The sequence below is a fragment of the Pseudomonas sp. BF-R-01 genome, from assembly GCF_019946615.1.
Taxonomy (GTDB): Bacteria; Pseudomonadota; Gammaproteobacteria; order Pseudomonadales; family Pseudomonadaceae; genus Aquipseudomonas; species Aquipseudomonas migulae.
In genome coordinates, this window is sequence record NZ_JAGYFX010000092.1 from 1 (window position 1) to 23872 (window position 23872).

A 23872-nucleotide genomic window follows, 5' to 3' on the forward strand; every position below is an offset into this window, starting at 1 on the left:
CAGTCACCCTGTTTTTCGACTGGACGGACGCCATCGCCAGCAAGCTGGCTCCTACAAGGGAAATGCAGATGCGTCTGGATGAATACGATCAACTGTAGGAGCCGGCTTGCCGGCGATAGCAGTGGGTTAGTCACCCTCCTTTTCGACTGGACGGAAGCCATCGCCAGCAAGCTGGCTCCTACAAGGGCAATGCAGATGCGTTTGGATGAATACGATCAACTGTAGGAGCCGGCTTGCTGGCGATAGCGGTGGGTCAGTCACCTGTTTATTGATTGGACGGATGCCATCGCCAGCAAGCCGGCTCCTACAGGGGAATGCGTAAATGTCCGAAATTAGTGCGGCCACCACAATGCGAGAGCACGTGCACGACCGAAGAGCCAGGTCGGCTTTCAGGCCGCCTCGGCGGCTGTGGCGGTAGTCGCCCCCTCGAGAGGCCGAGCGCAGGTTCTGCGCAGTGGGCAACCCGGCATGGATGCCGGGTTAGCCGCGCACGGCCAGGGATGGCCGATCGCGGCGGGCCCACGGAGCAGGACCGGAGCGAGGGTATGCCGAGCCTAGGCGAGGCACCGAACGAAAGGGGCAAAAGCGCTTGGTTACTTGGCGCTTTTCCAAGTGACCCGCTGTAAGAGCGGAACCAATAGCCGCCGCTACCGCAGAAATGGATATGTACTCCGACAAAAAAAATGATCGACTATCAGGCCGCCATCGCCAGCAAGCCGGCTCCTACAGGGGTTCCGGGGCCTTCCGCTCAATCAGCCCAGCAGTTTCTCCAATTGCACAACGGTATCCACCGCACCCAGCGTTTTCGCAGCATCCAACGCCGAAACCCCATTGGCATCCTTGGCCTTCGGATCGGCCCCTTTGCTAATCAGGTAATCAACGATTTCCACGCGGTTGAACATCGCCGCCATCATCAACGCCGTGCGACCGTCAAACGAAGCACCTTCCACCAGCGCACCGCCCTCGACCAACGCCTTGACCACCGCCAGGTCCCCTTTGAACGCCGCGCCAGCAATCGGGCTTTGGCCATTGTCGTTGCGGATTTCCGGATCAGCCTTGTGCTCAAGCAGCACTTTCACCGTGTCCACATGGCCGTGGTAAGCGGCCAGCATCAGCAACGTGTCACCCTTGTGGTTGCGCAGGTTCGGCGGCAGGCCTTTGGTCAGCAGCGCAGCCATCATCGCCGCATCACCCTCGCGCGCCTTGTTGAAAACCTGTTCGGCAAATTCGGCGGCTTCTTCGGGGGTCATCTGGCGGCTTTGATCGGACATTGGAAACTCCACTTACAGTTATTCGCAAAGCCGACAGTTTCCCGAGCGCCCCCGACACTGTCACTTGTTTTTTCTCAAGGCACGCCATAGCCACAATCAATAGCGGTACTTGCCGCCGTGAATATCCGCCAGCAATTGTTCGTCGACCTGCACGTAAGTGTCGGTCCCCGGCAACCAGGCATAGATCGGGTCGTCGCCGGTTTTGCCAGGGTCGAAGGCTTCGTCCTTGAGCCGGGTCTTCTGGTATTTGAAGGTGCCGGTGGTCTCCATCTTCACTTTCACCCGCAGGAACAGCGGCACCGCATACGCTGGCATTTGCTCACGGGCGAAGGCCAGCAGCTCGCTGAAATCCAGGGTCGCCAGGGACTCGGCGGGTGTGATCGCCGCCATCCCGGCGCGCCCGTTGGTGTTGCGGACCTCCACGCCATAAGCCACGGCTTCGGAAATGTTCGGGTGTTGCAGCAGGATGTTTTCGACCTCGGTGGTCGAGACGTTTTCACCCTTCCAGCGATAAGTGTCCCCCAGGCGGTCGACGAACTGCGCGTGACCAAAACCGATGTTGCGCAGCAGGTCACCGGTGTTGAAGTAACGGTCACCCTTCTCGAACACGTCGTGCAGCACGACTTTTTCAGTCTTCTGCGGATCGGTGTAGCCATCCAGCGGCGCCTTGTCGTCGATCTTCGCCAGCAACAGCCCCTGCTCACCCTTGGCCACCTTGCGCATGAAGCCGTTGGCGTCACGCGTCGGCGCACCGCTGTCATGGTCGTAGGCCGCAAGCTCCCAGGACATCAGGGAAAACCCGACGGTGTTGTCGAAGTTGAGGATGTTGGTGAAACCGATATTGCCGTCGCTGGCCGCGTACAACTCGCAGATGTGGTTCACGCCAAAGCGTGTCTTGAATTCGTGCCATGCGCCGGGGCGCAGGCCGTTGCCGATCATTTTCGTCACGCCGTGCTGGTTGTCCTCGGCGCTGGGCGGTTGATCCACGAGGTAGCGGCACAATTCGCCGACGTAACCGAGGGTGGTCGCGCGGTAATTGCGCACGTCGCTCCAGAACTGGCTGGCGCTGAACTTGCGGCGGATGGCAAACCCCGAGGCGCCGCTGATGGCAGAGCCCCAGCACACGCACAGCCCGGTGGCGTGATACAGCGGCAAGGTGCAATAGACGATGTCCTCGGGGCGCATGTCCAGTGCGATCAAGCCGAAACTGGCCGAGCTGCGCATCCAGCGGCCGTGTTTGAACACCCCGGCCTTGGGCAGCCCGGTGGTGCCCGAGGTGTAGATGTAGAAACACGGGTCGTCGAAAAAAACCTGCTGGCTGCTGACGGGGTTGTCGCTGGGGCTGTCGGCAATCGCGGTCATCAGGTTGATGAAACCGTCGGGGGCAATGCCCGGTTGGCGGTAGGTGTCCTGGTCGGCGACGAACCAGGTGCGCGCCGCGTCGATCGAGACCCGTTCGCGCACTGCCGCAAACGCCGGCACCAGTTCCTCACCAACAATGATCGCTGCCGGCGCCACCAGGTTCAGGCTGTGGGCCAGGGTATCGCGGGTTTGAGACGTGTTGAGCAAGGCACTGATCGCCCCGACCTTGGCCACCGCCAATATGTTCACCAACAGCTCCGGGCGGTTTTCGATGAACACCGCGACCACGTCGCCCTTGCCGATGCCTTGAGCAATCAGGTGATGGGCGATGCGATTGGCCCATTGATTGACTTGCGAGTACGTGAGCACCACCGCGCCCTGCAGCAAGGCGGGGCCGGCGGGGTTGCGCAATGTCGCTTGTTCGAAGCTCCAGCCCAGGCCACACGGTTGGGTCGGGTCCTTGACGTTGGCGGCCTTCATGCCTTTCACCACCCGGGGGATGGCTTTGGCAATGGACGGCAGCTTGCGGAGCATCATGCCCCAGGTAATCGTGTCGTTCGTCGTGCGGCTCATGGGTGCTCCCGTTCGATCTTTTTATTGTCGGGCGACGGTGATTGAGCCCGAAAATACGTCAACGGTTCTTGAGCTGTACACGCGGTTTTTGAAATGTTTTGTATCCGCGAAAAACGCGAACCCGGAGGATGTGAATGGTTCCATCGAACCGACATCGACCCCGCAAAATGCAGGATGCACGATGGCCATTCATGCAGATTGCACGAAAGCAAAAAATTGGCTTTAAATTAACTTATTGATTTATAACGATTTTTAAAAAATCAGGTGCTGGCACAATCACTGCAACTACCTCTGCATGCTTGCAATTCAAGCGCTTACGGAGCTGATAGACATGAACCTGATCCAGGAAAAATTTTCGTCCCTGTTCTCCAACTTCGAAGTCACCACCCAGCCACGTCCCGACGGTGGCATTCTGCTGACCTTGCGCAGCAGTGAAGGCAGAGTCTTCAAGCGCTCGGTTTCCTACCAGCAGTTGCATGCCGGTGATCAGCTGTCGTGGGTGATCAGTGCGATCCGCCGTGACCTGGCCGAACAGGCCAGCGAATTGCCGCAGATCTCCATGCTGCAAAGCCAACAGCGCTTTGCGCTGCCGACGTATCACTCGGCATAAACCGTTTCAACGCCGCAAACCAGCCCTTGTAGGAGCGAAGCTGTCCACGGTCACATGCCCTGCCAATTCCCCGCCTTCACGTGCCAGTCCGCAGGTTGCCATACCCGCCGTGCGCGCCGCGTCCAGCTCTTCGACGATGTCCGACAGGAACAGAATCTGCGCTGCTTCAAGGCCGATGGCCTGGGTGATGCGCTGGTGCGACTGCGCTTCACGCTTGGGTCCCGACGTGGTATCGAAATAGCCGCTGAACAACGGCGACAAATCCCCCGCCTCGGAGCAGCCGAAGATCAGTTTTTGCGCCTGAATCGAACCCGAGGAATAAACAAACAGTTTGAAACCCTGCTGATGCCAGCGCTTGAGCGCTTCAACGGCGTCCGGGTACACGTGACCTTTCAACTGCCCGGCCTGATAGCCCTGCTCCCAGACCATACCTTGCAACGCCTTGAGCGGCGTGGCCTTGCGGTCTTCGGCGATCCAGCCGAGGAGTATCTCGATGACGCGTTCGACATCGGCGTCCGGCTCATGGCTATCCCGGCGCACGGCGTGCAGTTGCTCCGCCACATCGGCGCGCGCGGCGTGCTGGCGAACGAAGTCCGGCAGGTGTTTGGCGGCGTAGGGAAACAGCACCTCGAACACAAAACTCACCGCGCTGGTGGTGCCTTCGATGTCGGTGAGAATCGCTTTGATCGGCATCGACTCAGTCCTCAAGACGCGGGAAGCGGCTGGCGATGTCGTCGCCGGTGAAATTGGCCACCCAGCCTTCCGGGTTGTTGAACAGCCGGATCGCAACGAAATGCGGATGCTCGCCCATGTCGAACCAGTGCGGCGTGCCGGCCGGCACCGAGATCAGGTCGTTTTTCTCGCAGAGCACGGCGTAGACATAATCGTCGATATGAAGGGTAAATAAGCCACGGCCGGCGACGAAAAATCGTACTTCGTCTTCGCCATGGCGGTGCTCGTCGAGGAACTTGGCGCGCAATTCGGCTTTTTGCGGATGATCGCTGTTCAGGCTGACCACATCGACGGTGATGTAACCGCGTTCGGTCATCAGCTTGTCGATTTGCTCCTGGTACGCGGCAATCACTTCTTCCTGACTGGCGCCGGGCTGGATTTTCGCCGCCGCTTGCCAGCGGTCGAAGCGCACACCTTGCTCGGCCAGGGTCGAGGCGATGTCTTCGAAATGGGTCAGCACCTTGTTCGGAATGTCAGGGCTTGAGACATGGTAGACGGACAGGCTGCTCATCAGGGCAACTCCTTAACGGTTTAGGATCGAACGCGTCTTCAACTCGCACTCGAACAAAAATTCAAAGGCCTCGATCTGCCGCAACGCATCACTCATGCGGGCGCCCCAGGTGTAGAGGCCGTGACCGCGAATCAGATAGCCGACGCAATCGGGATGGGCGTCCAGCCAAGGCTGCACCTTGGCGGCCAAGCGCGCAATGTCCTGATCGTTGTCGAAAATCGGCACGCGCACCCGGGATTCGTGGGTCGAGATGCCGCTGAAGGCTTTTTGCAGTTCGTAGTCTTCGAACTCGATGAAATCTTCCGGCGTCAGGCGTGACAGCACCGTGGCGTTCACCGAATGGGTGTGCAGCACCGCGCCGATCTCCGCACGCCAGCTATAGAGCTGGGTGTGCAACAAGGTTTCGGCGGACGGTTTCTTGCCCGGTTCCAGACTGTTGCCCGACAGATCAGTGGCCAGCACATCGTCGATGCCCAACTGGCCTTTGTGCTTGCCGGACACGGTCAGCAAGGCTTCGCTCGGCGACAGCCGGGTCGAATAGTTGCTGCTGGTGGCCGGCGACCAGCCGCGGCCATACAAAAAACGCCCGGCGTCGATGATTTCCTGGGCGAGGTGTTCACGGGTCAGGCTCATGGCCGGTCCTCTTGCATACGTGTGGCAATGATAACGGCAGCCGCGAAGGCTGCCAGACTGGCAATACTAAAGGTGAACGAGGCCCCGAGGGCATTCCAGCTGTAGCCGGAGTACAACGCGCCCAGTGCGCCGCCGGTGCCGGCCAATGCCGCGTACAACGCCTGGCCCTGCCCTTGCTGGCGCGCACCGAAGCTACGTTGCACGAACTGGATGGCAGCGGCGTGAAAGCTGCCGAACGTCGCCGCGTGCAATACCTGGGCAAACAGCAGCACCGATAAAAATTCAGCGAGCGACCCCAGCAGCAACCAGCGCAGCGCCGCCAGCAGAAAACTCGCCAGCAGCACCCGGCGCACGGAGAAGCGCGCAAGGATCTTGCTCATGGCCAGAAACATCAACACTTCGGCCACCACGCCCACTGCCCAGAGCAGACCGATCAAGCCACGGCTGTAACCCAATCGCTCAAGGTGCAACGTCAGAAAGGTGTAATACGGGCCGTGGCTCATCTGCATCAGTGCCACGCACGCGTAAAACGCCAGCACACCGGGGCTGCGCAACTGCTTGAGAAACCCGTCAGCCGCCAGTTTTTCACTCTGGACCGGTTGCGCGTTCGGCACCCACAGGCTGCTGACGACGATCCCGGCCATGATCAACACCAACGCCACCGGGTAGATGTCGAGGCTGAGCCATTCGAACAAGCGACCGAGCGCGACCACGGTGATGATGAAACCGATGGAACCCCACAAGCGGATCTGGCTGTAACGGGACGTCTGCCCTTTCAGATGCGCCAGGGTGATGACTTCGAACTGCGGCAACACCGCGTGCCAGAAGAACGCATGCAACGCCATGACCATCGCCAGCCAGGCGTAGGTTTTGCTGACGAAAATCAGCGAAAACGTCAGCAGCGTGCAGACCGCGCCAAAGCGCACGATGGCCAGGCGCTGGCCGGTGTAGTCCCCGAGCCAGCCCCAGATGTTCGGCGCGACGCAACGCATCAGCATCGGGATCGCCACCAACTCGCCGATGCGCGCGGCAGAAAAACCCAGGTGATCGAAGTACAGCGCCAGGAACGGCGCTGTCGAACCGAGCAAGGCGAAATAGAACAGATAGAAACTGGAAAGCCGCCAGTACGGGAGCGCCGCCACGGTCATCAGACCGCAGCGACTGAGAGGTCAGCCATTAAAGCTGACCCAGCACCGGCGTGCTCACGCGCACATCGGCGTTCTGCCCGCGGTGACGCAACAGGTGATCCATCAGCACGATGGCCATCATCGCTTCGGCAATCGGCGTGGCGCGGATGCCGACGCACGGGTCGTGACGGCCCTTGGTGATGACCTCCACCGGGTTGCCATTAATGTCGATGGAACGGCCCGGCGTGGTGATGCTCGACGTCGGTTTCAACGCCAAATGCGCAACGATTGGCTGGCCGGAGGAAATGCCGCCGAGGATGCCGCCAGCGTTGTTGCTGAGGAATCCTTCCGGGGTCATTTCATCGCGATGCTCAGTGCCACGCTGGGAAACACTGGCGAAACCGGCGCCGATTTCCACGCCTTTGACCGCGTTGATGCTCATCAGCGCGTGGGCCAGTTCGGCGTCGAGACGGTCGAAGATCGGCTCGCCGAGGCCTGGCATCACGCCTTCAGCGACGACGGTGATCTTCGCGCCAACCGAATCCTGGTCGCGGCGCAACTGGTCCATATAGGCTTCCAGTTCTGGCACCTTGTCCGGATCAGGGCTGAAAAACGCGTTTTCTTCCACCGAATCCCAGGTCTTGAACGGGATTTCGATCGGGCCGAGCTGGCTCATGTAACCGCGAATGACGATGCCCTGGGTGGCCAGGTATTTCTTGGCAATCGCGCCAGCCGCCACACGCATCGCGGTTTCCCGCGCCGAGCTGCGGCCGCCACCACGGTAATCGCGTTCGCCGTATTTGTGGTGATAGGTGTAGTCGGCGTGGGCCGGGCGGAACAGATCCTTGATCGCCGAGTAGTCCTTGGACTTCTGGTCGGTGTTGCGGATCAACAGGCCGATAGAGCAGCCCGTGGTGCGGCCTTCGAAAATGCCGGAGAGGATTTCGACTTCGTCGGCTTCCTGGCGTTGGGTGGTGTGGCGGCTGGTGCCGGGTTTGCGGCGATCGAGGTCGCGCTGCAAATCTTCCAGGGAAATTTCCAGCCCCGGCGGGCAGCCGTCGACAATGGCGACCAACGCCGGACCATGGCTTTCGCCCGCGGTGGTGACAGTGAACAGCTTGCCGTAGGTATTGCCGGACATGCAGGACGCTCCGTGAAATGAACCTGAATACGTAATGCGCGCCAGTATACGCAGGCTACCCAACTAGTTCATCCTCGAACCTTATGGGTGCCTGCGAGTCCAACCGGCATCTTGTTCATGATGGCGTGATGATGCTGCGAGTTTTAGCCTTGAGCCTTACCTTGTTTACCGGCTTTGTACAGGCCACCGTCCTGCAACGGCCGATCACACTGGATACCGGCACCGGGGAGCTTTTCGGCTCGTTGTTGCTGCCAAAATCCGACAAACCCGTACCGGTTGTCCTGATCATTTCCGGCTCCGGTCCTACAGACCGTGACGGCAATAACCCCGACGGCGGACGCAACGACAGCCTCAAGCGCCTCGCCTGGGTACTGGCCAAACACAACATTGCCAGCGTGCGTTACGACAAACGCGGCGTGGCGGCGAGCCTCGCGGCGACCCCGGATGAACGCAATCTGACGGTGGAAGCCTATGTGGCCGACGCCGAGGCCTGGGGCCACAAGCTCAAAAGCGATCCGCGCTTTGGCCAGTTGATTCTGCTGGGCCACAGCGAAGGCGCGTTGATCGCCAGCCTCGCGGCGCCGAGCGTCGATGCCGCCGGGGTGATTTCCCTGTCCGGCAGCGCACGGCCGATCGATCAGGTGCTGCGTCAGCAACTGAGCAATCGCTTGCCTCCTCCGCTGATGCTGCGCAGCAATGAACTGCTCGACAGCCTCAAGGCCGGCCGCACCGATGACAACGTACCGCCGCAACTTCAGGTGATATTCCGCCCGAGCGTGCAGCCGTACCTGATCTCACTGTTCCGCCAGGACCCCGCCGCCGCATTCGCCAAACTGAAAATGCCGGCGCTGATCATTCAGGGCAGCAACGACATCCAGGTCGGTGTCGGCGACGCCAGGTTGCTGCAGGCCGCCAAACCGGACGCCGAACTGGCGTTGATCGAGGGCATGAACCACGTCATGCGCATCGTGCCCAACGACGTCAAACGGCAATTGGCCTCCTACAAAGATCCGCAATTGCCGCTGGCAGCCGAACTGGGCACACGGATCCTCGGGTTTATTGACGGACTTCGCTCCAGTTGAGCGCTTTTTTAAGCGCTTTTTCCCTCCAGTCCTGAAAAAAACGGCCGATAAGCCTTTGTCGCCAGCGTTATGACTGGCGACAAGCTGAGCTTGGACAGGATCTCGCCGTTATGACTGATACCCCGACTTCACCCGACACCACCGCTGAAAAAGACGCACCGCCAGCGGTCGAGCTGCCGTGGGCGGACGTCCACGTCGAGCACCACAAGATGCTCCGCCTGGCACCGTTGCAGACCGACCGCAACACCGGCGGGCGGCCACTGCGCTTTGTCGAATTCGGTTATGCCGAACGCAACGACAAGAAACACAGTCTGTTGCGCATGACCATTTCCCTGCCCGGCCAGCGCGTGCGCAAGGAACAGAACCACCTCGACGTGTGGGTCGACCACACCACAAAACGTGTTCATTTCGGGCCGGAAAGCGGTTTGCAGATCGAACCGATGAACCGTGGCATCGGTCGCTACATGGCAGCCCAGGGCATTACCTGGGCGAAAAAGCGCTGGCCCGGCTACACCGTCGATGGCTCCGACCTGAACAACAAGGACGCGTTGAACGAAGACACGCGCCTGCGCCGTGACCGCTTTCTGAAGGCGCATGGTTTTGAGGTGGTGTATGCCGACGCCCAGCATTTGAAGGGCAGCGTCAAAGAGGTGCAGGTCGGCGACCTGTTGGCCGACTGGAACACCGAGAAGTTGCAGCAGGTGGAAATTCTCGAAGCGGCGCAGATGCTGCAGCAGGCCGAGCAGAACCTGGCCGAGCAGGAAGTGAAGCTGAAGAAACACGAAGAAAAGGTCAGCAAGTACAAACGCGAAGACGCGGGGCTGCGGTTCACCATTACGTGCCTGGTGGCGTTTGCGGTGTTTCAGGCGGGGTTGTTGATCTGGATTGCCACGCACCGTTAATCGGAGGTGCGGCCATTCGCGGGCAAGCCTCGCTCCTACAGGTCATGCGCTAATCCTGTAGGAGCGAGGCTTGCCCGCGAAGGCGTCCTCACATCAGACGCGTGAAGCGAACAACGCCTGATGCTCCCGGCACTGCTGCGCCGTCAACATGAACACGCCATGCCCGCCGCGCTCGAAATCGAGCCAGGCAAAGTCGACTTCCGGGTACAACGCGTCAACGTGAACCTGGCTGTTGCCCACTTCGACAATCAGCAAACCCTTCTCGGTCAGATGATCCGCCGCTTCGGCGAGCATCCGTCGTACCAGGTTCAAGCCATCATCGCCACAGGCCAGGCCCAGCTCGGGTTCATGCTGATATTCCTGCGGCATGTCGGCGAAATCTTCCGCATCGACGTAAGGCGGGTTCGACACGATCAGGTCGAAACGCTGACCCGGCAAGCCATCGAAACCATCGCCCTGCACGGTGTAAACCCGCTCATCGACACCATGGCGCTCGATATTCTGGTTGGCCACTTCCAGCGCTTCGAACGACAGATCCGCCAGCACGACTTCGGCGTTCTGGAATTCATAGGCGCAGGCGATACCGATGCAACCGGAACCGGTGCACAGGTCAAGAATCCGCGCAGGCGCGGCGCCCAGCCACGGTGCGAACCCCTTTTCAATCAGCTCACCGATCGGCGAACGCGGAATCAATACACGCTCATCGACGATGAACGACATGCCGCAGAACCACGCCTCACCCAACAGATAAGCGGTCGGAATGCGTTCTTCGATGCGCCGCTTGAGCAAACGCTGCAGCTTGACCAGCTCATCGTCTTCCAGATTGCAGTCGAGGTAGCTGTCAGCAATTTCCCACGGCAAGTGCAAGGCACCCAACACCAGTTGACGGGCTTCGTCCCAGGCGTTGTCGGTCCCATGGCCGAAAAACAGATCCTCCCCATGGAAGCGGCTGACGGCCCAACGGATATGGTCACGCAGGGTACGAAGTCGGGAAGTGATCACGGGGTAAACTCCAGAAAAAACGACTGGCGATTCTAACAGCCAAAACGCGTTACGACGACGCAGGAAAAACACCGGCTCAGATGTAGGACATATCCATTTTTATCGCTGGCTATTGAACAAAACGAGGATATTGACAAGGCTGCAGGCCAGTAACGACGGCGCCTACGATGGTAGCGATTCACAGAAGCGCTCAGCCAGAGGACAATGTCGCAAAAGCCCCACTCCAAGGAGCCCCAGAATGTCCGTTCCAAAAACGATGTTTCAACTCAGCGGTCGCGGTTATGCCGCCGCCAATCTGAGCCATGCGACCCTTGTCATCATCGATGCCCAGAAAGAATACCTCAGCGGCCCCCTGGCTCTGGTCGGCATGGATGCTGCCGTCGCGAACATCAAGCAACTGGTGAGCGCTGCCCGCGCAGCCGGCCGTCCTATCGTGCATGTGCGCCACCTCGGCACCGTCGGCGGGCTGTTCGATCCGCAAGGCGAGCGCGGTGAATTCATCCCGGGCCTCGAACCACAGAGCGACGAAACCATCATCGGCAAGTTGCTGCCGAGTGCGTTTCACGGCACCGAACTGCTGGACCGCCTGCAAAATCTCGGCTCCCTGGACCTGATCGTGTGCGGTTTCATGAGTCACTCCAGCGTCAGCACCACCGTGCGCGCCGCGAAAAACCTGGGCTTTCGCTGCACCCTCGTTGAAGACGCCTGTGCAACGCGCGATTTGCCCTACAAGGGTGGCGTGTTGAGCGCTGACCACGTTCAACAGACCGAAATGGCGATCATGGCGGACAACTTCGCCACCCTCGCCCTGACCCACGATCTGATCTGATCGACGCTTGATGAGCGGTTCATGCCGCCGCTCATCCGCAAAAGCCTCTCGTTCGCTGTAAATGTCATAGCCTCAGGAACATCCCGGTCAACTCCCGGTCGAAGGGCCGATACCCATTGAGGAAGGTCGGAATGAAGTTATCCGATGGTTTTGACGCACGCCGCTTGCGGCCCAAAGGCCAAAGCAACTGGCGTTTTCGATTCGGCGCAGCCTTTGCTGCCTTGCTGGCAACGTGCGGTGTGTTGCTGGCGATGGCCGGCGCCGCCAGCCTGCTGGGCCACCCGCCGGCACTCGGCGAGCTGAATGCCAGCCCGCTGGGCTCGGCAATCATTCTGGCGGTCGGTCTGTTCCTGCTCTACCTGGGCGTTTGGCTGTGGCGGCGTTGCCGTCGCCGTGCGCGCCAGTCGCAAGAGCTGAACATGTCCCCGCATCTGATGAAAAAACACGACTGAATTGACGGCCTGACGTTTAGCGGGCCCCAATTGTTATCGGTCGTGTCTCGACTTGGGTAAACTGGCCGCCCTTCGCGGAGGCTGATATGCAAGACAACGATTTTTCCCTGTTCAAAAGCGCGATCCAAGGCGTCAAGCCGATCAAGCACGATCGCGCCGAAACCGGCAAACCCAAGGCTGACCGCGCGCAGATCGCCAAGCTGCGTCAAGCCGCCACCGTGCGCACCGATGCCACCACCGTTGACGGTCTGTCCGATCAGTTCGTGATCGACGTCGGCCCGGAAGACGAGCTGATGTGGGCGCGCGACGGCGTGCAGGAAAGCCAGATGCGCAAGCTCAAGATCGGGCAAATCCCCTTCGAAGGCAGCCTCGACCTGCACGGCATGAGTGTGGAAAAGGCCCGGGAAACCCTCTGGGCGTTCCTGGCGGAAGCGACCAAATTCGAAATCCGCTGCGTGCGCGTCACCCACGGCAAAGCCGTGCGCCTGGACGGCAAGCGGCCGATGATCAAAAGCCACGTCAACACCTGGCTGCGCCAGCATTCACAGGTACTTGGCTTCACCTCGTGCCAGGCGAAACATGGTGGTGCCGGAGCGGTTTATGTGATGCTCAAACGCACCATGATGGAAGGTCGCGACGAGTAAAGTCGTTGCGCCACGCTTGCAGCGTCGTATCCGCCACACCGATCTGGCTACTGGCTGACCACTCAGTACAGGTATACCGACTTGCAATGATATGGGAGCTCCCGTAATACTTCGCAGATGGAATTTAAAGAAAGACTCAAAACAGCCCGCCAACACGCCAAGCTCAATCAGACCGAGCTTGCCGAGCGCGCGGGGCTGACTCAAACCTCAATCTCCGACCTCGAGCGCGGGAAATCGAAAGCGACAGCCTTTGTTGCCCAGATCGCCTCAGTGTGTGGCGTTTCACCGATGTGGCTGGCTGAAGGTGTCGGTGACATGCTTAAAGGGGTCTCCCCCCCTCCAAGCATTTCAATGTCAGATATCCAGCCTTGGGACGACAGCACCCCCCTGGATGACGATGAGGTTTATGTCCCTTTCCTGCGTGAAGTTGAGCTGGCGGCGGGTTCAGGTCGTTTCGTGATCGCAGAAAACGACAGCGCCAGGCTGCGTTTCTTCAAGAAAGACCTGCGTCACAATAACGTGCAGTTCAACAACGCCAGGTGCGTGCGGGTGAGCGGGAACAGCATGTTCCCGGTACTGCGCGACGGCGCCACCGTCGGCATGAACATTGGAAAGAATTCGCTGGGCGACATCGTCGACGGCGACATGTACGCGATCAACCACAACGGCCAGCTCCGCGTGAAACAAGTCTACCGACTGCCCAGCGGGATCCGTCTACGCAGCTTTAACCGTGACGAGCATCCGGACGAGGACTACACCTTCGCCGAGGTCCAGGAGCAGCAGATTGCGATCCTGGGTCATGTCTTTTGGTGGGCAATGTATTCGCGGTGAACCGAGTTGCGGTGATTCGTGAACGTCCAGTGCCATAACGTGCAATACAGCAAATCGACGCACATCCAAGAGGAGCCCGCCAAGCGCGGGCTTTTTTTTGCACCTGAAATACAGGCACAGAATAAAATATGGGAATACCCGTTTACACAAAATATGGGAACGCCTATATTCGTGTTCAAGCCAACGGGAAATCGATCGGAAGCTGCCAACTATCACTTCTGCCCATTCATTGAGTGGGCAGTGGGATGTAGGCCTGCATCAAACGCAAGGCTCACCAGAGCAAAAAGCGACATCAATGGACTGAGGTAAAAACCATGACTGTAGACATCAGCAACTTCACCATCGCTACCCCGCTTCCAATCTCCGACACCAACCCGATTGCGCTTGAGCTCATCGGCTGGCGCGCACTGCTCGAATGCCCCGACGTCATCTCAATGCTTGAAGATGGTTCGCTGCAGATGACGGCGCCGACGCTTGGAGCGTCCAGCAAGAGCACGCTACGAACTCGCTGTGAGTGGAAGGAGCCAGGTTACTGGCTGTTCTCCAGCGCAGCGGACCACTGGAACCGCCAGGAAATGCGACTGACCAAAGTCAACTCGCTGCAGAAAGTCGTGATTGGCCAAATTCATGTGAAGGGTTCAGAACGACCTCCGGTGAAGGTGTTCTGGAACAAAGGAAAAATCACCATGGGGTTCCGGTCAAGCTACCTCCAGGACGATCCGGTCAACTCGACGGTGTTGGAGAACGTACCACTCGGTGCACTTTTCAAAATCAACATTCACGCCAACTCGAGCGGCGCCGTTTCTGTATCGGCCAGCTGTAACGGCGTCAAATCCACTTCCGCGATCATGCGCCTCGACAACACTTGGGACACGAAAACACTTGCCTTTCACGGCGGCGTGTACAACCAGATCGATTACTCCGACACCACCGACCCGCTAGACGGTTCTGTCTGCATCATCAGCGATCTGTCGATCACTCACGCCTGATAGACCTGCTCGGCCTGATGAGCAAAACAGGTTTCAGGGGAACATCACTGCTGCAGCCTGGCGACAGGCTGTAGCGGGATGCGGATAAAATCCGGCAGGCCTGCGCGACCGACAAACACTTACAGGCGGCAACGACCGATTTTGGGCTTCGCGCCCGCTGGCAATACAACTGCCGTCACACATACGCTACCATGTGCCTCATGTCGGGGATGAACCCTGCGTTTTATTGCCACTCGGCTCGGTCGTAGCGTTCAGATGTTGCTATCGACCACGCCCGACGAATCAACTCCGGCATCGACCAGAGTGAACGGGCCGTTTGAAACGAGCTCGATTGGTACAACATTGGTACAGACAGAAACAGTACCCCTCTGAAACCCTTATGGAATCAGCCCCTGTGACACTGGAACAGAATTACACCGCGATTCTCGGCCAATTGGGCGAGGACGTCTCCCGCGAGGGCCTGCTCGACACGCCAAAACGTGCCGCCAAAGCCATGCAGTACCTCTGCCGCGGTTATGAACAGACACTGGAAGAAGTCACCAACGGTGCCTTGTTCAGCTCCGACAACAGCGAAATGGTGCTGGTGAAAGACATCGAGCTCTACTCGTTGTGCGAACATCACCTGCTGCCGTTCATCGGCAAGGCGCACGTCGCCTATATTCCGAGCGGCAAAGTGCTGGGCCTGTCGAAAGTCGCGCGGATCGTCGATATGTACGCCCGCCGCCTGCAGATCCAGGAAAACCTCAGCCGCCAGATCGCCGATGCGGTCCAGCAAGTCACCGGCGCCCTGGGCGTTGCGGTGGTGATCGAGGCCAAGCACATGTGCATGATGATGCGCGGTGTGGAGAAGCAGAATTCGACGATGATCACCTCGGTGATGCTCGGTGAGTTCCGCGAAAACGCTGCGACCCGCAGCGAGTTTCTCAGCCTGATCAAGTAATTCGCAGCAACGAAGAAAACCGGCATTCATCGCCGGTTTTTTTTCGTCTGCGAAAAATCAGGTAAGCTGCGCGACTTCTTTCGCCCCGTGAGGCTTGTACCGTGTTCGTTAAAGCGCTTCGTGTCGGCCTCGGCCAACTGATCATCTTCATCGACTTCATTACCCGTCCCGGCAAAAAGCAGCGCCCTGCTGCCGCTCAGGCTCAGGTTGAAGCGGCTGCCAAGGACCTGACGCTGTATCAGTTCCACGCCTGCCCGTTCTGCGTGAAAACCCGCCGCACCCTGCGCCGCCTGAACGTGCCGGTGGCGTTGCGTGATGCGAAGAACAACGAGCAGGATCGTCAGGCTCTGCTGGAGCAAGGCGGCAAGATCAAAGTGCCGTGCCTGCGCATTGAAGAGAATGGCCAGACCACCTGGATGTATGAGTCCAAGGTGATCATTGATTATCTGGACAAGCGATTCGCGGCGGCGTGAGGTTTACGGTGTGGCTGATGGCCTCTTCGCGGGCAAGCCTCGCTCCTACAGGTTATGCATCTTCTGTAGGAGCGAGGCTTGCCCGCGAAGGCGTCAGATCAACCACCACAAATCTCAGACAAAAAAAACCGGCCCATGAGCCGGTTTTTTTATCTCTGCGATCAGGCCGCTTCCGCTGCCTGCGCCTGTCGCACCACCGCCGCCAATCGCTTCAACCCTTCATCCAGCCTCGCCGGATCGATGTGGCTGAAGTTCAGCCGTAAATGCCCCGGGTGATTGTCCGGCTCTGGAAAAAACGGCTCACCCGGCATGAACGCCACATCCGCCGCCAGTGCAGGCTTGAGCAACGTGCGCGTGTCCAGCGGTTGTTTCAGCGTCAACCAGAAAAACAGCCCGCCCTGCGGCACGTTCCACTCTGCCAAATCAGAAAAATGCGTTTCCAGTGCCGACTGAAACGCATCCCGACGCACCCGGTAAAAGTCCCGCAGCTCACTCAGGTGCTGCTGGAATTTCTCGGTGCCGATCCATTGCAGCGCTTGCCACTGGCCGACGCGGTTGGTGTGCAGATCGGCGGATTGCTTGAGTTTCAGCAAATGCGGAAACAGGTCCGGACTGGCGATCAGGTAGCCGACCCGCAGCCCCGGCAACAAGGTTTTCGACACGGTGCCGGTGTAGATCCAGCTGGTCTTTTTCAAGCGACTGACGATTGGCCTGGCACTGCCGCCATCAAACGTCAGCTCGCGATACGGCTCGTCTTCGATCAGGGTGACGCCGAACTCATCCAGCAACGCGGCGACCGCATCGCGCTTGGCCTCGCTGTAGCGCACCGCCGACGGGTTCTGGAAAGTCGGGATCAGGTAGATGAAAGCAGGCTGGTGTTTTTCCAGACGCGTGCGCAGTTCAAGCAGATTAGGGCCATCGGCCTCCAGCGGCACGGTGATGCAGTCGGCGCCAAACAGTTGAAAGATCTGCAACGCCGCCAAATACGTCGGCGCTTCGAGCAGGATCTCGGTGCCTTTGTCGATGTAGAGCTTGGCCGCCAGATCGAGGGTTTGCTGCGAGCCGCTGACCACCAATACCTGACTCGACTCACAGGGCACGCCCAACGCTCGCGCCTCGGCCGCCAAGGCCTCGCGCAATTCCGGTTCGCCTTCGCTCATGCCGTATTGGCCGATGGACAGCGGCATGTCGGCCCATTCGACGGTCGGCAGCATGACTTCGGCCGGCAAGCCACCGGCAAACGACATCACTTGCGGGCGCTGGGCGGCGGCGAGAATTTCACGAATCAAAGAACTTTTAAGGCGCGAGACACGTTCGGAAAAAGCCATGGGGGGTCACCGGTAGCGAGGCCTGAGGAAAATGAGTCAAACTAGTTGACCGAAATTACGACAACCCGAACGGATACGTCAACATGCTTGACCTTAAAAATCCCGCCTCCCAGCAACAGGCCATGGAAGCGTTTTTCTTCGGCTACCAGGCGTTCACCGCCAAGGCCGACGAAATGCTCGAGCGTCGCGGCTTGAGCCGGGTGCATCAACGCATCGTGTTTTTCATTGCCCGATACCCGAATCTCAGCGTCAAGGAGCTGCTGGCATTGCTCGGCGTGAGCAAGCAGGCACTGAACATTCCACTGCGCCAGTTGGTGGAAATGCAGCTGGTAGACAGCGTTGCGTCCGAGACCGACAAGCGTAAGCGGTTGCTGGAACTGACCGTGGAAGGGGCGCGGTTTGAGCAGTCGTTGCGGCGTGAGCAGGTGAAACTGCTGGAGCGGGTGTTTGCCGAGGCTGGGGAGACGGCGGTGAATGGGTGGTTGGCGGTGAATCTGGCGTTGGGGGAGAACCAACAAAAAAACTGAATCCTGGAAACCGCCTTCGCGGGCAAGCCTCGCTCCTACAAAAGCGGCGCATATCCTGTAGGAGCGAGCGGTGCGGCGATCCGACTTGCCCGCGAAAGCGTCTTCATGGGCGATATATCCCTATTGCCAAACTTTTCGTCTACAAAATCAAAAACATTATTTGCATTATTTGTATACAAAAGCATAATCCACTGCGTGCGAGTTCCTGACCAAGCGGTCAACAAATTCGCGAATGCCTCAAAGGGCCGCTGCCACCCTCATGGGTCCGGCCCTGGAAATAACAATAAAACTCTTGAGGAGTACTCGCTGTGGAAAGCCGCAAATCCGAAGCCCCGTCGCTGGAACTCTCGCCGCCATTACGCAATGGCTGGCTGGAACGTATCTTCAAACTCAGCTTGCATGGCACCACGGTGAAGACCGAGTTGATTGCCGGTCTGACAACCTTCATCACCATGGCTTACATCATCTTCGTCAACCCCAACATCATGGCCGACGCCGGGATCGATCACGGCGCGGCTTTCGTTGCAACGTGCATCGCGGCTGCGCTGGGTTGCCTGTTGATGGGCCTGTACGCCAACTGGCCAGTCGGCCTCGCGCCGGGCATGGGCCTCAACGCCTTCTTCACCTACACCGTGGTCGGCACCATGGGCTACAACTGGGAAACCGCACTCGGTGCAGTGTTCGTGTCCGGTGTGTTGTTCATGATCCTGACCTTCTCCAAGATCCGCGAATGGCTGCTCAACAGCATTCCGGTGAGCCTGCGCTTTGCGATGGGCGCCGGCGTAGGTCTGTTCCTCGGCCTGATCGGCTTGAAAACCGCCGGCATCGTCGTCGATAGCCCGGCGACGCTGATCAAGCTCGGCTCGCTACGTGAACCCGGCCCGCTGCTCGCCGCGATCTGCTTCCTGATGATCGCCGTGCTCAGCTACCACAAGGTGTTCGGTGCGATTCTCATCAGCATCATCACCGTAACGCTGGCCGGTTGGGGTCTGGGCCTGGTGCATTACGAAGGGATCATGTCGGCACCGCCGAGCCTGGCACCGACCTGGATGGCCATGAACGTCGCCGGCGTATTCAACGTCAGCATGATCAGCGTGGTGCTGGCCTTCCTCTTCGTGCACATGTTCGACACCGCCGGCACTTTGATGGGCGTCGCCCAGCGCGCCAACCTGGTGAACGCGGACGGCCGCATCGAAAACCTCTCCCGCGCAATGAAAGCCGACAGCGCCTCCAGCGTATTCGGCGCCGTGGTGGGTGTTCCTCCCGTCACAAGTTATGTGGAAAGTGCCGCGGGTGTAGCCGCTGGTGGTCGGACTGGTCTTACCGCTGTGACCGTAGGTGTGTTATTTATTGCAGCCATGTTTTTCGCACCGCTGGCTGGCATGATCCCCGCTTATGCAACAGCCGGCGCGCTGATTTACGTGGCGATGCTGATGATGGGCGGCATGGCGCACATCGAATGGGACGAAGCGACCGACAGCATTCCGGCGATCGTCACCGCGATCATGATGCCGCTGACCTTCTCGGTCGCCGACGGTATTGCGCTGGGCTTCATCACCTATGTGGCGTTGAAAGCCGGCACCGGTAAATACAAGGAAATTTCCGTGAGCCTGTGGGTGCTCTGCGCGATCTTCATCGCCAAGTTCATCTTCTTGTAAACACAGGTACTCGCTTGAAAACAGCCTCACCCCGTCGGGTGAGGCTTTTGTGCAAATGGAGGAAAGTGATGAGTCTGGAAACCTGGCTGCTGTTCAGCGGCGCTGCGCTGGTGGTGATCCTGATCCCGGGGCCACTGTCGTTGCTGATGATCAGCAACAGTCTGAATTACGGTTTGCGTCGTTCTTACCCGGCATTTCTGGGTGGCGTGATTGCGTCGATCTGCTTGCTCAGCGCTTCCGCGTTGGGATTGGGGGCGTTGTTGCTGGCTTCGGAACAGCTGTTCAGCGCATTGAAAATCGTCGGTGCGCTGTACCTGTTCTACCTCGCCTGGCAGAGCTGGCAGCAATCGCGCCAGCCATCGGTCGGCGCTGAAGTGCCCCAGGCTGCGCCAGTGCCACGTTTCCGTGCCCTGTTCGGGCGCGCATTTGTGCTGGGTGCGAGCAATCCGAAAGACATCCTGTTCTTCGCAGCGTTCCTGCCGCAGTTCTTGAGCGCCGGGCAACCGTTCCTGCCGCAGTTGCTGGTGATGATTGCTACGTGGACGGTGTTGGATCTGCTGTGCAAATTGGCTTACGGGTTAGGTGCCCATGGTGCGGCGCGGTATCTGCGCAGTGGCAAGGGGCAGAGCTGGTTTAACCGCGTGAGTGCCGGACTGTTTAGCGGCGCCGGCGCAGCGTCGCTGTTGAGCCGTTAAGAGCTTCGCGGGCAAGCCTCGCTCCTACGAGTTTTATGTCGATCACATTTATCGGGAACGACACAAAACCTGTAGGAGCGAGGCTTGCCCGCGAAGGCGTCGGCACATTCACCACATTCCTCGGGACGAAAAAAAGCCCGCAGTGTGAGCGGGCGAAAGACCAAAGAAGCTATATGCGCAGTCGCTTCTCGGAGGCGACAGCTGCTTGGGGGATCAGCTGCCGCGGTACGTGGAATAGCTATAAGGCGAAATCAGCAGCGGCACATGGTAGTGATCCTGTTCCGCGGAGATGCCGAACCGCAGCACCACCACATCCAGGAACGCAGGCTCCGGCAGCTGAACGCCACGGGCGCGGTAGTAATCGCCCGCATGAAACTGCACCTGATAGACCCCGGTGCGGTAGTCATCGCCCTGCAGCAGCGGGGCATCGACACGGCCGTCGCTGTTGGTGATTGCGCTGGCGACCAATTCCAGCTGCGAGCCTTCAACGCGGTACAACTCGACCTTGATCGAGCTGCCCGGGCAACCGTGTGCAGCGTCCAAAACGTGTGTAGTCAAACGTCCCATTGATTCTGCGCGCCTGTCTGCTTGGAGCAGTCAGACCTCGCGCCTCCCGAAGTCAGTTGAAAAGGAGACCGCACCGATTCGGAGCACGAAAAGCTGCGGCGAGCGACTGATTAAGACACTTTTCATAAAAATTGTACACAATAAAAACGACATTTTTGCAGCCAGTACCGCCATTCAAGGATTCGCAGTCAATCTGACGCCAAACCATGCGAGCAGCGGACCTTCTATCCATTAGCTGACCAACTGGGCAGGTTTCTTGCAGTATCACTCCAAGATGGCAGCAGATGAAAAATGCGAAAATTCAGGCTTACAAAGTGGATATAAAGTTGTATACAATCAGCCCATCGCTGTGACGCCAGCCTGTCATCCCATCGCCAGGCCGCCACACAACCTGTCAACGAATAAGAAGGAAGACTGCAGTGAGCGCTGACTACCCACGCGACCTGATCGGTTACGGCAGTAACCCTCCTCACCCACACTGGCCGGGCAATGCGCGCATCGCCCTGTCTTTCGTGCTCAATTACGAAGAAGGCGGCGAGCGCAACATCCTGCACGGCGATAAAGAGTCCGAAGCCTTCCTTTCGGAAATGGTCTCGGCGCAGCCGCTGCAAGGCGCGCGCAACATGAGCATGGAATCCCTTTACGAGTATGGCAGCCGCGCCGGCGTCTGGCGGATTCTGAAACTGTTCAAGGAATTCGACATTCCGCTGACCATCTTCGCCGTGGCCATGGCCGCCCAGCGCCACCCGGACGTGATCCGCGCGATGGTCGATGCCGGTCACGAGATCTGCAGCCACGGCTATCGCTGGATCGACTACCAGTACATGGACGAAGCACAGGAACGTGAGCACATGCTCGAAGCGATCCGCGTCCTCACCGAAATCACCGGCGAACGCCCACTGGGCTGGTACACCGGCCGCACCGGCCCGAACACCCGTCGGCTAGTGATGGAAGAAGGCGGCTTTCTCTACGACTGCGACACCTACGACGACGACCTGCCCTACTGGGAACCGAACAACCCGACCGGCAAGCCGCACCTGGTGATCCCGTACACCCTGGACACCAACGACATGCGCTTCACACAGGTCCAGGGCTTCAACAAGGGCGACGATTTTTTTGAATACCTGAAAGACGCTTTCGATGTGCTGTACGCCGAAGGTGCCGAAGCGCCAAAAATGCTCTCGATCGGTCTGCACTGCCGGCTGATCGGCCGTCCGGCGCGTCTCGCCTCGCTCAAGCGCTTTATCGAATACGCTAAAAGTCATGAACAGGTGTGGTTCAGCCGCCGCGTCGACATCGCTCGCCACTGGCACGAAACCCACCCGTATCAAGGGGCTGCCAAATGAGCACCTTTCAAACCCTGAAACCCTCGACCCTGAGCCGCGACGCGTTCGTCACCGCTTTCGCCGACATCTACGAACATTCGCCATGGGTGGCCGAGAAGGCCTTCGACCTGGGCCAGGACGCTTCGATCGACGAGATCGAAACCCTGCACCAGCGCATGAGCGACATCCTGTTGAGCGCTGATCACGAAAGCCAGTTGGCCCTGATCAACGCTCACCCGGACCTGGCCGGCAAAGCCGCCGTCCAGGGCCAGTTGACCGAAGCCAGCACCAATGAACAGGCTGGCGCCGGTATTCACCAATGCACGGCCGAAGAGTTTTCTCGCTTCACCGAGCTGAACGACGCCTACAAAGCCAAGTTCAAGTTTCCCTTCATCATGGCGGTAAAAGGCAGCAACCGGCATCAGATCCTCGCGGCGTTCGAAACGCGCATTCACAACCCGGCAGAAACCGAGTTCAAGTGCGCGCTGGCGGAGATCAACAAGATCGCCCTGTTCCGATTACTGACCCTATAGCGAGCCTTGCCCGAGCGACATTGGACGCAAACATCGCCCAGGGCACTGCAAGCATCCCAAGCCAACTTATTAAAGGCAGACAAGAAGAATGAAAGCTTACGCCGTACCTTTCGAGAAGTTCGTCAACCTGGCCGACGCCCGCCTGGGCACCAAAATCATTTCGGTCACCGATGACTGGTTCGCAGACGCCAACCGTCTGTTCCAACCGACCCCGGCCGTGTGGAAGGAGGGCGTGTTCGATGACAACGGCAAGTGGATGGACGGCTGGGAATCGCGTCGCAAACGCTTCGAAGGCTACGACAGCGCGGTAATCCGCCTGGGCGTGCCGGGTTCGATCAAAGGCGTAGACATCGACACTTCATTCTTCACCGGCAACTTCCCGCCGTCGGCTTCGCTGGAAGCCTGCTTCCTCGCGTCTGGCGAACCGGACGACAACACCCAGTGGACTGAAGTGCTGTCGGCCGTCGAGCTGCAAGGCAACAGCCATCACTACCACGAAATCAGCAACGACCAGGCCTTCAGCCACCTGCGCTTCAACATCTACCCGGATGGCGGCGTGGCCCGTCTGCGTGTCTACGGCATTCCGTTCCGCGACTGGTCCGCTGTCGGCGACAACGAACAAGTGGACCTGGCCGCCGCCCTGAACGGTGGCCGCGCCCTCGCCTGCTCCGACGAACACTTCGGCCGCATGAGCAACATCCTCAACCCGGGCCGTGGCATCAACATGGGCGACGGCTGGGAAACCGCACGTCGTCGCACGCCGGGCAATGACTGGGTCATCGTCGCACTGGGCCATGCCGGCGAGATCGAAAAAGTCGTCGTCGACACCCTGCACTTCAAGGGCAACTACCCGGACACCTGCTCGATCCAGGGCGCCTTTGTGAAGGGCGGCACCGACAGCCAGATCGAAACCCAATCGCTGTTCTGGCGCGAACTGTTGCCGGCGCAGAAACTGGAAATGCACGCCGAACACACCTTCGCCGAGCAGATCAAGGCACTGGGCCCGATCACCCACATCCGCCTGAACGTGTTCCCGGATGGCGGTGTGAGCCGCCTGCGTGTCCTGGGCAAGGTCGCTAAATAAGCGGCTGATGAAAACCTGTAGGAGCCGGCTTGCCGGCGATGGGGCCCTCAC

General features: G+C 59.2%; 26 protein-coding genes and 1 pseudogene. 17 read left to right on the forward strand and 10 right to left on the reverse strand.

Translation table 11 applies throughout. The features are described 5' to 3' along the window. Nucleotides 1-752: 752 nt before the first annotated feature. Together KGB27_RS24840 and KGB27_RS24845 are read right to left on the reverse strand one after the other, a co-directional pair. Entirely contained in the window at nt 753-1271 is a 519-nt protein-coding gene (locus tag KGB27_RS24840; RefSeq protein WP_223556689.1) for an ankyrin repeat domain-containing protein, read from the reverse strand. A gap of 96 nt (nt 1272-1367) precedes the next feature. After that, on the reverse strand, nt 1368-3206 hold the full coding sequence (locus KGB27_RS24845; protein ID WP_223556690.1) for a long-chain-acyl-CoA synthetase: 1839 nt from the start codon (nt 3204-3206) through the stop codon (nt 1368-1370). A 331-nt stretch (nt 3207-3537) separates the two neighbouring features. On the opposite strand from KGB27_RS24845, the gene KGB27_RS24850 reads away from it, so the two are divergent. Beyond that, entirely contained in the window at nt 3538-3816 is a 279-nt protein-coding gene (locus tag KGB27_RS24850; RefSeq protein ID WP_008031503.1) for a DUF3509 domain-containing protein, read from the forward strand. 6 nt (nt 3817-3822) lie between these two features. Here the strand turns inward: KGB27_RS24850 and mtnC are convergent, their stop codons facing one another. From mtnC to aroC, 5 genes are read right to left on the reverse strand one after another with little or no spacing between them, the layout of a single operon-like run. Continuing rightward, the gene (mtnC, locus tag KGB27_RS24855) at nt 3823-4509 is read right to left on the reverse strand and encodes an acireductone synthase (protein ID WP_223556692.1); all 687 of its coding nucleotides are present in this window, start codon (nt 4507-4509) and stop codon (nt 3823-3825) included. Nucleotides 4510-4513: 4 nt separating this feature from the next. Then, complete coding sequence (locus KGB27_RS24860) at nt 4514-5059, reverse strand: 1,2-dihydroxy-3-keto-5-methylthiopentene dioxygenase (RefSeq protein WP_192419068.1); 546 nt, start codon at nt 5057-5059, stop codon at nt 4514-4516. A gap of 12 nt (nt 5060-5071) precedes the next feature. Beyond that, the gene (locus tag KGB27_RS24865) at nt 5072-5692 is read right to left on the reverse strand and encodes a methylthioribulose 1-phosphate dehydratase (RefSeq protein ID WP_223556694.1); all 621 of its coding nucleotides are present in this window, start codon (nt 5690-5692) and stop codon (nt 5072-5074) included. Further along, nucleotides 5689-6840: an MFS transporter gene (locus KGB27_RS24870; protein WP_008042787.1), complete on the reverse strand. Its 1152-nt coding sequence runs from the start codon at nt 6838-6840 to the stop codon at nt 5689-5691. Before KGB27_RS24870 ends, KGB27_RS24865 begins: the two co-directional genes overlap by 4 nt. Nucleotides 6841-6868: 28 nt before the next feature. Further along, nucleotides 6869-7960: a chorismate synthase gene (gene aroC, locus KGB27_RS24875; protein WP_008031492.1), complete on the reverse strand. Its 1092-nt coding sequence runs from the start codon at nt 7958-7960 to the stop codon at nt 6869-6871. An 83-nt stretch (nt 7961-8043) separates the two neighbouring features. Here aroC and KGB27_RS24880 point away from each other — a divergent pair, with 83 nt between their 5' ends. After that, complete coding sequence (locus KGB27_RS24880) at nt 8044-9042, forward strand: alpha/beta hydrolase (RefSeq protein WP_008042789.1); 999 nt, start codon at nt 8044-8046, stop codon at nt 9040-9042. 110 nt (nt 9043-9152) lie between these two features. Further along, nucleotides 9153-9944: a hypothetical protein gene (locus KGB27_RS24885; protein ID WP_223556696.1), complete on the forward strand. Its 792-nt coding sequence runs from the start codon at nt 9153-9155 to the stop codon at nt 9942-9944. A gap of 93 nt (nt 9945-10037) precedes the next feature. Here KGB27_RS24885 and prmB read toward each other — a convergent pair whose 3' ends face one another. Next, entirely contained in the window at nt 10038-10946 is a 909-nt protein-coding gene (gene prmB, locus KGB27_RS24890; protein WP_192227315.1) for a 50S ribosomal protein L3 N(5)-glutamine methyltransferase, read from the reverse strand. 238 nt (nt 10947-11184) lie between these two features. Here prmB and KGB27_RS24895 point away from each other — a divergent pair, with 238 nt between their 5' ends. The 8 genes and pseudogenes from KGB27_RS24895 (at nt 11185) to KGB27_RS24930 (ending at nt 16104) form a co-directional block, all read left to right on the forward strand. Continuing rightward, nucleotides 11185-11775, forward strand: coding sequence for a cysteine hydrolase family protein (locus KGB27_RS24895; protein WP_008031485.1), 591 nt, complete (start codon nt 11185-11187; stop codon nt 11773-11775). A 131-nt stretch (nt 11776-11906) separates the two neighbouring features. Then, a complete protein-coding gene (locus KGB27_RS24900; RefSeq protein WP_008031483.1) occupies nt 11907-12227 on the forward strand; it encodes a hypothetical protein in 321 nt (106 codons plus the stop codon). Nucleotides 12228-12313: 86 nt separating this feature from the next. Continuing rightward, a complete protein-coding gene (locus KGB27_RS24905) occupies nt 12314-12871 on the forward strand; it encodes a Smr/MutS family protein (protein ID WP_008031481.1) in 558 nt (185 codons plus the stop codon). Nucleotides 12872-12988: 117 nt separating this feature from the next. Beyond that, nucleotides 12989-13702: an XRE family transcriptional regulator gene (locus KGB27_RS24910; RefSeq protein ID WP_223556698.1), complete on the forward strand. Its 714-nt coding sequence runs from the start codon at nt 12989-12991 to the stop codon at nt 13700-13702. Between the two features lie 314 nt (nt 13703-14016). Next, entirely contained in the window at nt 14017-14691 is a 675-nt protein-coding gene (locus KGB27_RS24915) for a polysaccharide lyase family 7 protein (protein ID WP_008042798.1), read from the forward strand. A 140-nt stretch (nt 14692-14831) separates the two neighbouring features. Then, nucleotides 14832-15063, forward strand: a pseudogene (locus KGB27_RS31680) (site-specific integrase); the annotation flags it as partial. Between the two features lie 22 nt (nt 15064-15085). Beyond that, nucleotides 15086-15631, forward strand: a complete 546-nt coding sequence (folE, locus tag KGB27_RS24925) for a GTP cyclohydrolase I FolE (protein WP_032832746.1) — start codon at nt 15086-15088, stop codon at nt 15629-15631. Between the two features lie 101 nt (nt 15632-15732). Further along, nucleotides 15733-16104: a glutathione S-transferase N-terminal domain-containing protein gene (locus tag KGB27_RS24930; protein WP_008031468.1), complete on the forward strand. Its 372-nt coding sequence runs from the start codon at nt 15733-15735 to the stop codon at nt 16102-16104. A 161-nt stretch (nt 16105-16265) separates the two neighbouring features. Here KGB27_RS24930 and KGB27_RS24935 read toward each other — a convergent pair whose 3' ends face one another. Continuing rightward, entirely contained in the window at nt 16266-17432 is a 1167-nt protein-coding gene (locus KGB27_RS24935) for a PLP-dependent aminotransferase family protein (protein WP_223556700.1), read from the reverse strand. 83 nt (nt 17433-17515) lie between these two features. Between KGB27_RS24935 and KGB27_RS24940 the strand changes: the two genes are divergently transcribed. The 3 genes from KGB27_RS24940 (at nt 17516) to KGB27_RS24950 (ending at nt 20312) form a co-directional block, all read left to right on the forward strand. After that, the gene (locus tag KGB27_RS24940; protein ID WP_223556702.1) at nt 17516-17959 is read left to right on the forward strand and encodes a MarR family winged helix-turn-helix transcriptional regulator; all 444 of its coding nucleotides are present in this window, start codon (nt 17516-17518) and stop codon (nt 17957-17959) included. A gap of 308 nt (nt 17960-18267) precedes the next feature. Next, entirely contained in the window at nt 18268-19617 is a 1350-nt protein-coding gene (locus tag KGB27_RS24945; protein ID WP_008031464.1) for an NCS2 family permease, read from the forward strand. A gap of 68 nt (nt 19618-19685) precedes the next feature. After that, on the forward strand, nt 19686-20312 hold the full coding sequence (locus KGB27_RS24950; RefSeq protein ID WP_008031463.1) for a LysE family translocator: 627 nt from the start codon (nt 19686-19688) through the stop codon (nt 20310-20312). Between the two features lie 213 nt (nt 20313-20525). On the opposite strand, the gene uraH is transcribed toward KGB27_RS24950, so the two are convergent. Beyond that, entirely contained in the window at nt 20526-20879 is a 354-nt protein-coding gene (gene uraH, locus KGB27_RS24955) for a hydroxyisourate hydrolase (RefSeq protein WP_008031462.1), read from the reverse strand. Nucleotides 20880-21298: 419 nt separating this feature from the next. On the opposite strand from uraH, the gene puuE reads away from it, so the two are divergent. The 3 genes from puuE (at nt 21299) to alc (ending at nt 23821) form a co-directional block, all read left to right on the forward strand. Next, nucleotides 21299-22225, forward strand: coding sequence for an allantoinase PuuE (puuE, locus tag KGB27_RS24960; RefSeq protein WP_059404690.1), 927 nt, complete (start codon nt 21299-21301; stop codon nt 22223-22225). Then, on the forward strand, nt 22222-22737 hold the full coding sequence (gene uraD, locus KGB27_RS24965) for a 2-oxo-4-hydroxy-4-carboxy-5-ureidoimidazoline decarboxylase (RefSeq protein ID WP_008042802.1): 516 nt from the start codon (nt 22222-22224) through the stop codon (nt 22735-22737). The genes puuE and uraD overlap by 4 nt, the downstream gene beginning before the upstream one ends. Nucleotides 22738-22825: 88 nt before the next feature. Continuing rightward, nucleotides 22826-23821 carry an allantoicase gene (alc, locus tag KGB27_RS24970; protein ID WP_008031459.1) on the forward strand — a complete coding sequence of 332 codons (996 nt, stop codon included), beginning with the start codon at nt 22826-22828 and terminating at the stop codon, nt 23819-23821. Nucleotides 23822-23872 lie beyond the last annotated feature (51 nt).